Annotated in this window: 11 protein-coding genes; all 11 read right to left on the bottom strand. The window is 61.2% G+C overall.

Annotated features, from left to right (window positions below):
* Positions 1-21: 21 nt before the first annotated feature.
* Positions 22-933, bottom strand: a complete 912-nt coding sequence (locus ACTJLA_RS24955) for a PfkB family carbohydrate kinase (protein ID WP_314546758.1) — start codon at positions 931-933, stop codon at positions 22-24.
* Positions 926-2,392 carry a purine-cytosine permease family protein gene (locus ACTJLA_RS24950; protein WP_198791660.1) on the bottom strand — a complete coding sequence of 489 codons (1,467 nt, stop codon included), beginning with the start codon at positions 2,390-2,392 and terminating at the stop codon, positions 926-928. The genes ACTJLA_RS24955 and ACTJLA_RS24950 overlap by 8 nt, the downstream gene beginning before the upstream one ends.
* 124 nt (positions 2,393-2,516) lie before the next feature.
* The gene (locus ACTJLA_RS24945) at positions 2,517-3,518 is read right to left on the bottom strand and encodes an ADP-ribosylglycohydrolase family protein (protein ID WP_198791661.1); all 1,002 of its coding nucleotides are present in this window, start codon (positions 3,516-3,518) and stop codon (positions 2,517-2,519) included.
* Complete coding sequence (locus ACTJLA_RS24940; RefSeq protein WP_034128429.1) at positions 3,515-4,228, bottom strand: GntR family transcriptional regulator; 714 nt, start codon at positions 4,226-4,228, stop codon at positions 3,515-3,517. The genes ACTJLA_RS24945 and ACTJLA_RS24940 overlap by 4 nt, the downstream gene beginning before the upstream one ends.
* Positions 4,229-4,298: 70 nt before the next feature.
* On the bottom strand, positions 4,299-4,859 hold the full coding sequence (locus ACTJLA_RS24935; RefSeq protein WP_034128430.1) for a DUF1285 domain-containing protein: 561 nt from the start codon (positions 4,857-4,859) through the stop codon (positions 4,299-4,301).
* Between the two features lie 16 nt (positions 4,860-4,875).
* Positions 4,876-5,481, bottom strand: coding sequence for a DUF4823 domain-containing protein (locus tag ACTJLA_RS24930; RefSeq protein WP_034128431.1), 606 nt, complete (start codon positions 5,479-5,481; stop codon positions 4,876-4,878).
* A gap of 111 nt (positions 5,482-5,592) precedes the next feature.
* Positions 5,593-6,561 (bottom strand): GTP 3',8-cyclase MoaA, encoded by a 969-nt coding sequence (locus ACTJLA_RS24925; RefSeq protein WP_019817203.1) that lies wholly within the window; start codon positions 6,559-6,561, stop codon positions 5,593-5,595.
* Positions 6,562-6,700: 139 nt separating this feature from the next.
* Positions 6,701-7,366: a TetR/AcrR family transcriptional regulator gene (locus ACTJLA_RS24920; RefSeq protein WP_034128432.1), complete on the bottom strand. Its 666-nt coding sequence runs from the start codon at positions 7,364-7,366 to the stop codon at positions 6,701-6,703.
* A gap of 445 nt (positions 7,367-7,811) precedes the next feature.
* Complete coding sequence (locus ACTJLA_RS24915; protein WP_034128433.1) at positions 7,812-8,597, bottom strand: TatD family hydrolase; 786 nt, start codon at positions 8,595-8,597, stop codon at positions 7,812-7,814.
* 62 nt (positions 8,598-8,659) lie between these two features.
* Positions 8,660-9,649: a DNA polymerase III subunit delta' gene (locus ACTJLA_RS24910; RefSeq protein ID WP_034128434.1), complete on the bottom strand. Its 990-nt coding sequence runs from the start codon at positions 9,647-9,649 to the stop codon at positions 8,660-8,662.
* Positions 9,642-10,274: a dTMP kinase gene (gene tmk / locus ACTJLA_RS24905; protein ID WP_054897935.1), complete on the bottom strand. Its 633-nt coding sequence runs from the start codon at positions 10,272-10,274 to the stop codon at positions 9,642-9,644. The genes ACTJLA_RS24910 and tmk overlap by 8 nt, the downstream gene beginning before the upstream one ends.
* Between the last annotated feature and the right edge of the window lie 4 nt (positions 10,275-10,278).

Here is a 10,278-nt window from a genome sequence, read left to right as displayed (position 1 = left end):
CTCCCCTAGGGTTGTGCGTATTTATTCAGCCAGCAATGCGTCGACTTCGGTGACGCCAGGTGAAGTGGCCGGCCCCCAACGCGTCACCGCCAACGCCGCCGCTGCGTTCGCTCGACGCGCCGCCTCAACGGGTTTCAAGCCCTGCGCCAACCCGGCGATAAATACCCCTGCATGCGCATCCCCCGCACCATTGCTGTCTACCGCCTGCACCTTGAAGCCAGGTACATGCTCAGTCTCTACCCCGCGCCCTACCCAGCAACCATTTGGTCCATCACGCACAACCAGCAGTGCCTGCAAGTGCTGATTCAGCATGGGCAGCGCCTGACTTATATCCGCCGCCCCGGTAAACGCGAGGGCTTCAGGGCCATTGCTGGTCCAGATGTCGATACGCGGCAACAAGGCACGCATCAACGCCGAGTCCGGCGCCTTGACCAGCGGGCCCGGGTCGAATACCACCACGATCTCTCGCGGAAGCGCCAGCAGCCAGTCAAGCAACGGCTGCGCCTTACCTTCAAGCAGCAAGCTGTAGCCACTGACGTACACATAATCATCGATACGCGGGACGATCTGAGCCAAGTCGTCGGCACTCAGCTCCCCCTCGGCGCCGAGATGGGAGATGAAGGTGCGTTCGGTGCTCGCTTCAGTCAGCGACACGCACAACCCGGTATCTTTGCCAGCGCTGGCCGCCAAGGCCATTTCAACACCTTCGGCCTGCATCGCGGCACGCGCCAGCTCGCCAAAGCGCCCATCGCCATGGCGGCCCAGATAAACCACCGGCAACCCATTGCGCCGTGCCGCAGCCATTACGTTGAAACCGCCACCGACTTGGAAACTGGCGGAGTTGGCCAGCACGTCACCGCCGCTTGCCGGCAGGGTGTCGAGGCCCATGACCAGGTCGACAATGACCTGGCCGGTGTGCAGCAATCTAGACATTGGCGCTCTCTGCTAAACCCGGACGACGGTCAGACGCTCCGCCCAAGACTGCATATATTCCGCCAGCCACCACGAAGGTCACGATCCAGCCGAGCCCGTTGTGGCCCAGCCAGGAGTCGGACAGCGGCCCGGCAAACCAGATGTTTTCGGCGGTGGTGCCGATGGTGGTGAAGCTGAACCCCAGCGCAATGGCCACGGCCCAGGCGCCAAATGCACGCCACTCCACGCCGCCGCGATACCAGTAGGCACTGTTGGGGCTGACGTCCAGCAGGTCGGTGGGGCTGTAGTAATGACGGTGAATCAGGTCGACCACGAAAATCCCAACCCACGCCGTGATCGGCACCGCCAGCAGCGAAATGAAGGTAATGAACGGGCCATAGAAGCTATCGGCGATCAGCATGAAATAGATGGAGCCGGCAAAAATCGCCACGATATCGACGATCACTGCATGCACGCGCTTGACCTTCAAGCCCAGGGTCAGGGTAGTGAGGCCGGCCGAGTACACCGACAGGTTGTTCGACAGCAACAGGCCGCCGAACGCGGTGATCAGGTACGGCACGGCCATCCAGGTCGGCAGCATGTCGCGGATCGCGATGATGGGGTCGGTGGCCGATGCCAGGTCATTGTTACCCACCGACAACAGGCCACCCAGGGTGATCAGTAGCACCAGCGGGATACCTGCACCAAACGCGGCGGAGGCCACCAGGCGCACGGCCTTGACGCTGCGGTGCTGGTAACGCGACATGTCTGCACCGGCGTTGGCCCAACCGATACCGGTACCGGCAGCCATGGTGCCTACGCCAATGATCATCGCGCTCAACGGCGCCGGGGTGGCGTTGAACACCGCGCTCCAGTCGATGGTGGCACACAGAAAGCCGCCCACCAGAATGTTCAGGCCGCCGAATACGTAGGTGGCCCACTTCTGGATCACCAGCAACGTGGCGTGGCCCAGGCCCGATACGGCCAGGGTCAACAGCACGAAGATGGCAATGAAGATCAGGGTGAGCACCGGCGCGCTCTTGGCCTCCACTGCCGAGCCGAACAGGATGGAGCTCAACGACAACAATACGAAGGCTGCGGTGGTGGTGTTGACGGTTTCCCAACCCAGGCGGGACATCAGCGACACCAATGTCGGGCCGATATTGCCGCGCACACCGAAAATGGCGCGGGACAAGGTCAGGCTGGGCGCACGACCACGGCGACCGGCGATGGAGATGATGCCCACTACGGCAAAGGAGCCCGCGGCGCCAAGAATCGCGACGATGATCGCCTGCCAGATGGCCAGGCCACGAAACGCCACCAGCGTTGCACCAAGGGGCAAACCGAGGATGCTGATATTGGCCGCGAACCACACCCAGAACAGTTGCAGCGGATGACCGTTGCACTCGCCTTCCGGGACCGGCTCGATGCCGCGTGTTTCCAGTTGCCCGGCGGTTTGGCCGGAAGAGGGGCTGCTCATTAAGGGGGGCTCCTGATGCCTGTATTGTTGTTGTGGCAGCGAGTCGAATCTTTATCCGGTCTTCCTGACCCAACGCTTTTGAATGTGGGAGCTGGCTTGCCAGCTCCCACATTTGGTTCCGTGTTTATCGCAAGGCCAATAACCCTTGGGCCAGCGGCTGCAAGTCCAGGCCATTGACCCGCTTGACCTGTTCAACCAACGCCTCAGGCCAGCACTGCATACCCAGGCACGCCCCCAGCATGGCGCCCAGAATCGCGGCAATGGTGTCGGTGTCGCCGCCCAGGCTGGCCGCCAGGCACAGGGCTTCGAAGGCATTCATATCACCCGACGCCACTTGCTGGGCCAAGGCAAACGAGACCACCACCGACTCCTGGGAAGCCACCGAAGTACCAATCAACTCGTAAAGCAGGTCGGCAAACAACGCTTTGTCGCCGCTGCCGACGCTCAGGGTGCGAGCCCAACTGATGCGGGTAGAAATGCGTCCGCCCGCGATCCAGTGACCATGGCTTTCGGCCTGTCGGGCAATCTGGGTCCCAATATTCAGGGCTTCCCCCAGGTCCACGCCATTGATGCCAGCCGAGACCACCGCCGCCACGGCCGCAGCGCTGGAAATACCCAGGTTGGTGTTATGGGTGACCTGGCATGCCTGGATCACCGCCTGGATAAACCGCGCCGGGTCGCTGACATCGACGGCGATGCCCACCGGGGTGATGCGCATGGCCGCACCATTGGTGGTGCCGTAGCGCCCGGATTCCTCCGGAGTATGACCGGCGAGGATCATGTCGATTGCGCGTTTGGTGGACGGCCCGAGCAAGTCCTGGGAACCCTTGGCGCGCATCCCCGCTTCCCAGTCGATCAGGCGCTGGGCAAGCACGGTGGGCTCGATCTTGCCCTGGCCTTGCACCAGTAACTCGGCAACCAGGATGGCTTGTTCGGTGTCATCGGTGATGGAACCGGCAGGCATGTTGGGCGCAATGGGCTGGTCCGCGTCGGCGTCTTCCAAGGCGGTGATGGCACCGAAGCGCTGTTGGACCTGCTCGCGGCTCAAGGATTGGGTGGGCATGCCCAAGGCATCGCCCAGGGCCAGGCCATAAAAGGCGCCAAGTGCGCGGTTTTCTCGGCTCATTTCGACGCTCCAAACTGCAGATGCAGGCGAAAGTGCAACGGGTCAAGCAGGCTTTCGACATGCTCCATGAAACGCTCGCGACGATCATAGGTGGTGCGTGACGCCTTGAGAAATACCGTACCGCTGGGGCGCCCGAGTAATTCGGCGTCTTCATCGCTCAGGGGTTCAGCACCGATCCACTGGTCACCGTCGGCCCCGACGTAGCCGTAGGCGGCCAGAGTGATGGTCAGGGAATTATCGATCAGCCCAATGTGGGGCAGGTTTTCCAGATCGCCAACGGCCGGCATCAACGAGCGTTCCAGCGACACCGCTGTACCGTCAGCCGTGCGCCGGAGGCGGTCGAGGGTAATGAACTGGTCGGTGCCAAAACGGCTGAACAGATCCGGGCGCGTCACGGCTTCGAAACGCAGGACGTCGGTGCTTACATGGGCGCCCGTATCGGCCAAGGCCTGGGCCCAACCGCTGCGTTGGTCCAACACCATGCCGTCAAAGGTGACAATCGAACCGACGCCGCTCTGAGTGGCGATGTAGTTGCGACGCTTGAGCTCGGCCAGCGCCTCGCGCAGCGTGCCGCGGCTGACCGCAAACTCCTCGGCCAGTTGGTGCTCGCCCGGCAACAGAAAGCCGTCGGCCATGACTCCACCTTCGATACGGCGGATGAGCTCATCGACGACGCGTTTTTTCTTATCAAATCGAACATGTCTAATCATGTACAAATTGATAACCGAAAGCCCGTGTTTACCGCAAGAGGATTATTTCAGGCTGAAGGCAAAAACCGCCTCAGGGCTCCAGGCCGATGGGGAAAAACTCCCCGCTGCTCCAGACGCCAAGCCAGTTCTGACCGTTGATCGGACGGCTCACCGCCAGCTCCACCAACTGGTAAAAAACGTTTCTATGCACCAGGGCTTCGAGGTTGGTGCGAACGCGCACATAGGGGGCGGGTTCCTGGGTGATGGGGTCGGTCACCACCCGCAGCGGGTGCTCGAGGCCTGCCTCGACCTGTTCGTCGACGTTGGTGGTAAAGCGTAATACCTGGCTTTCGCCCTGCCCTTGCACTTCCAGTGTCACTGCAACAAAGGGTGCGTCATCGACACGGATGCCGACCTTCTCCACGGGCGTCACCAGGAAATAATCATCGCCATCGCGGCGGATGATGTTGGAGAACAACTTGACCATCGGCTTTCGCCCGATAGGTGTGCCCTGGTAGAACCAGGTGCCATCGCGGGCGATGCGCATGTCGATGTTGCCGCAGAAATCCGGGTTCCACAAATGCACCGGTGCCGGCCCCTTGCCCTTGGGCAGTTGGGCCAATAGATCATTGGCCTTGGCGGAATCGGTCATGGCGGGCTCCTCTGTCTTACTGATCACTCATACCCAGCAAACCGCGGGCATATTGCGCCAGGGGGCGAGCGATCAAATCTTGTGGCGATGTGTCGTGGAACGTCAGTAAACCGCCACGACTGCGAATACGTGCAGTATCAATCAAATACTGGGTGCTGGTCTCGATCAACATGACTTGGATCACCCCGCTGTCCAGGCCAAGGCGGTCCAGGGCTTGCTGATCGGTCCACTCGTCGGCGTTGCCGATACGGTCATCGGCTGCCGCAAAACGGCAATACAGCAGGTAGTGAGCACCGACGGCACGGGCTTCGGCCATGGCCTGTTCAAGACCTTCGGGCTGGCGGGCGCGACGCACCATGGGGAAATATTCAACGAAGCCATTGAATGCTTCCTCGGCCACCACATTGGGCCGCGGATAGGCGCTGCCCGGCGGCACGAAGGCGCCTTGGGCAATAAATACAAAGGAATCCGGCTGTATGCGCACCGAGGCGGTACGGCGCGTATCGCTGTGATCGAGCAGCCCGGCATCGCTCATCTGATAGCGGGTGCCTTCGGCCATATCACTGACGGTCATGCAACCGCCCAGGGCCAATGACGCCAGCAGCAAAACCAGACTACGCATCCTAATCCTCCAGAGGCCGGTGACAGGAAACCGGCGAATGGGGCGTGGGATGCAGAATCCGCGCCATTCAGCTGCGCTACAAATCAAATGTGTGAACCCGCAATATCTAGCTTAGCCACCAATGATCTTCATGATCGTGGCACCGCCGGAGAACGCCACTTCCTGCTTGTCAGCCAAGGCCTTCATCAACAAGCCCTGCAACGCCGGCAACGCCTGGTGACGCGGTTGATCGAGCAAGTCACCGACATAATGGCGATTGCTGGACGACAGGCACCCATGCAGCCAACCGGTGGAGGACAACCGCAACCGCGAACAGGTACGGCAGAACGGTACGCTCTCGTTGGCGATCACACCAAAGAAGCCTTTGCCCGGCACTTCGTAGCGTACCGCCGTCGCATCGACGGGTGCGTTGGCTTGCAGGTATTCATGTTGCTCGCCGATCAAGCTGAGCAGCTGTTGCAAGCTGACGAACTGTTGCAGGAACGCGTTGGAGTCTTTGGCCAGGTGCCCCATGCGCATCAGTTCGATAAAGCGCAGCTCGTAGCCACGCGCCAGGCAGTAATCGAGCAACGGCATCACCTGGTCCAGGTTCTGGCCGCGCAACGGCACCATGTTGACCTTGATCTTGATTCCGGCAGCACTGGCCTGGTCCATGCCATCGAGCACGGTGGCCAGGTCGCCGCCACGGGCGATGCTGCGGAAAGCGTCGGCATCCAGCGTGTCGAGGGAGACATTGATGCGCCGAATACCGGCTGCCACCAGCAACGGCAGTTTACGCGCCAGCAGTTGGCCGTTGGTGGTCAGGCTGATGTCGCTCAGGCCCATCTGCCCTACCGCCCCCATGAAGGCTTCCAACTTGGGGCTGACCAACGGCTCACCGCCGGTAATGCGCAAGCGCTCGATACCCGCCGCTTCGATCAGGTAAGCCACGCCTCGGGCCATGGCCTCGGCCGACAGTTCATCCTGGGCAGCCACCAGCCGCTTGCCGTCAGGCACGCAATAGGTACACGCATAATTGCAGGCTGAAGTCAGGCTGATCCGCAAATTGCGAAAACGCCTGCCTTGACGATCAACGATCATGGATCACTCCGGCAGAGGATAATTCGGGCGCGCTAAAAGCTGACTCATAACTCAGCTTTTAGCAAGGTCCTTGCCTGAGTATATTCCTGGCTTACTGCGCCTGGCAGTAAATCGTTGCGCCATCACTGTGGCGAATGACTTACGTGGCAGGGGTGTCGCCGCTCTTCTCGGCGCCCGGCAGTTCCGGGCTGTGCTTGCGCTTGTTGCCCATGCGCACGCCGATGTCCATCAGGAATTGGAAGAAACCTTCCTGGTCTTCCAGCACATTGCTCCAGAACGGCGAGTGGTACAGCGCCACAGCGCCATGCACCAAGGCCCAGGCGGCGCAGTAATGGAAATACGGTGGCACGTCTTCAAGCTTGCCTTCGCTGATACGGCCCTTGATCAGCAGGGTCAGGCGTTCGAAGTTCGAGGCGCGGATCTTGTGCAGCTCCTCGACCATCTCCGGCACCTGGTGACCTTTGACCACCTTCTCTTCCAGGCGGTCGAACAGGCGGTAGCGCTGTGGGTCACGCATGCGGAACTCGAAGTAAGCGCGGGACAGGGCTTCCTTGTCTTTGTCGACATCCGCCGAGTGCAGCAACTCGTTCAAATCACGCTCGTAGTCGAGCATCAGGCGCAGGTAGATTTCGGCCTTGGACTTGAAGTGTTTGTAGATCGTGCCTTTGCCGATACCCACGGCATCCGCAATCATCTCGACGGTGACGCTGTCTTCACCTTGTTCGAGGAACAGCTTGAGCGCGGTGTCGAGAATTTCCTGCTCACGGCGGCGAAATTCACGGACCTTACGGGGTTCTTTGTGCATGAGGAAGAGTCTGCAAAGGTCGGAAATAGGGAGGGTTGCGCAGGGCCATGGATACGTGGCGATACGATTTACCCGGTGCGAGGGATTATCCCGACTGAACGGTCGTTGGGCAATGTCTATGTGAACCCGTCAGGCACATAACTTTCAATGCACCAACGATTTCGCCGTTATCAGTCAGAAATAATACGCAACACCTGAACCTGCCCATCAGCGCAATGAGAACTCAAGCGAAGGCCGCGTATTCCAAATCTGTTTAAAAAACGATCAATCACGACTGGACTGAATGGGATAGTGGTCAATACTTCAACTGTCGGCGCGACATCTCCCCCAAGTGACGCGTCGACCTGGGTACCGACGGACTGCGTGCCCTTGTTTTACTCCTAATGGTCTTAGCCCGGATTCACCCCCCAGAACCCGGGTTTTTTTTGCCTGGGATTCGACCGCCCTAACCGGCCACGTGGGCCAGCGGGAACAGGCGCTTGAAGTTCTCGGTAGTCTGCTCGGCAAAGCGCTCGTACGACTCACCGCGCAGCATCGCCAGGTAATCAGCCACGTCACGTACATATTCGGGCAAGTTCGGTTTGCCGCGATGGGGGATGGGCGCCAGGTACGGAGAGTCGGTTTCCACCAGCAGGCGGTCGGCGGGCACCTGGCGGGCCACATCGCGCAGCGCGTCGGCATTGCGGAAAGTGACGATGCCCGACAGGGAAATATAGAACCCCAGGTCCAGGGCCGCCTTGGCCATATCCCAGTCTTCGGTAAAGCAGTGCAACACGCCAGCCTGCGACAACGCGGCTTCACGCAGCAAAGCCAGGGTATCGGCACGGGCGCCTCGGGTGTGCACGATCACCGGCTTGCCCGTCTGCTGGGCGGCTTGCAGGTGCAGGCGGAACGAGGCCTGCTGCAACTCGGCAGCTTCAGGCTCGTAGTGATAGTCCAGGCCGGTTTCGCCAATGGCCACCACTCGCGGATGGTTGAGTTCGCCCAGTAGCCAGTCCAGAGCCGGCGCTTCGCCTGGCTTGAGGTCAAGCGGGTGAATGCCCACCGAGCAATCGACGTCGGCGTAGCGATCAGCCAGGGCTTTGACGTCGGCGGCGTTGTCGGCGCTGACGCCAATGCACAGGAAGTGCCCTACCCCACGCTGGCGGGCAGCTTCAAGGGCGACGTCGAGGGAACCGCCGTGCTGGGCAAGGTCGAGGCGATCAAGGTGGCAATGGGAATCTACGAGCATAGGAATCTGAGCTTAAGTCACAAAAGAGGTAGGGCCAACGATACACCCGTCAGCCACGGAATTTAACGGCGCCCGAGCAGGCCGACCCACTGCACCAGCAACGCCTCGAGCAACAGCACGCGGTTGAGGTTGGCCTTGCCGAGGACTTTCTGGCGCTGGGCGAGGATCCAGTCCTGGATGTTCAGCACTTTGTCCTGGGCACTTTTTTGCGCCAGGTATTGCACGACCTTGCGCATATCCGCCAAGCCCAGGCCGTTCTCATCCTGGGTGAGCTGGTAGCGCAGGATCAGGCTGGACCAGTCGCAGAACCAGTCGAACAACAGCAACAGCGGAATATCCTTCCAGGCGCTTTCGGCCAGTTGCGTGGCGGACAATTCCTGCTTGAGCAGTTTCTTCACGCCATCCACGACCAGTGCACGCTGTTCGCGCACGCCCTGAGCCTGCAGCTTCACTGCCGCCAAAGGCGAGCCAGCCGCCAGGGTCAGCAACTCGCCTCGTTCTTCTGCGCTGCATTCCGGCAACGCCTGCGCCAGCCATTGCAGGCTCATGGCTTCGCTGGGCAACGGGCAAGCCTGCTGCACGCAACGGCTGCGAATGGTCGGCAACAAGCGGCTGGACTGGTGGCTCACCAGCAACAGCACGGTATCGCCGGACGGCTCTTCAAGGCTTTTGAGCAAGGCGTTGGCCGCGTTGATGTTCATCGCCTCAACCGGCTCAATCAGCACCACTTTGCGCCCGCCCATCTGCGCGGTCTGCACCACGAAGCTCACCAAGTCGCGCACTTGGTCGACCTTGATGGCCTTGTCCGCTTCCTCGGGCTCCAGCACATAGTTGTCCGGGTGACTGCCAGCCTTGAGCAACAGGCAGGACTTGCACTCGCCACATGCCTCCAGATTAACCGGGCGTTGGCACAACAGGCTGCCCATCAGGCGTTCGGCGAGGTGGCGTTTACCGATGCCCACCGGCCCATGCAGCAGATAGGCGTGGGCGTGCTGGGCGCGCCCTGCCAGTTGCTGCCAGAGGCCGTCCTGCCACGGGTAGGACTCAGCCACGGCTACGCTCCAACAGGGTGGGCAGCAGCGCGTCGATAGCCTGTTGCACCTGACTCAGCGGCTGGGCGGCGTCCAATAGGTAATAACGTGTGGGCTCAGCCTTGGCGCGCTGCAGGAAAGCGCTGCGCACTGCATCAAAGAAGGCCTGGCCTTCCAACTCGAAGCGATCCAGACGACCTCGCGCACTGGCGCGGGCCATGCCCACTTCCACCGGCAGGTCGAACAACAGGGTCAGGTCGGGGCGCAGATCGCCTTGCACGAAGGTTTCCAGGGTGGTGATGCGCTCCATGGACAACCCCCGGCCCCCACCCTGGTAGGCGTAGGTGGAATCGGTAAACCGGTCGCAGATCACCACGGCACCCCGCGCCAGGGCCGGGCGAATCACTTCGGCCAGGTGCTGGGCACGGGCGGCAAACACCAGGAGCAACTCGGTGTCCGGATTCATCGGCTCGTCACCCGGGGTCAGCAGGACGTCGCGAATGCGCTCGGCCAACGGCGTACCACCCGGCTCACGGGTCAGCACCACCTCGATGCCCTGCGCACGCAGGCGCTCGGCCAGGTAGTCACGGTTAGTGCTTTTGCCGGCGCCTTCCGGGCCTTCCAGGGTAATAAACAAGCCAGTCACAGGC

Source organism: Pseudomonas sp. 22072 (genome assembly GCF_052046095.1).
Taxonomy (GTDB): domain Bacteria; phylum Pseudomonadota; class Gammaproteobacteria; order Pseudomonadales; family Pseudomonadaceae; genus Aquipseudomonas; species Aquipseudomonas paracarnis.
This window is presented reverse-complemented; position numbering and strand designations above follow the sequence as displayed.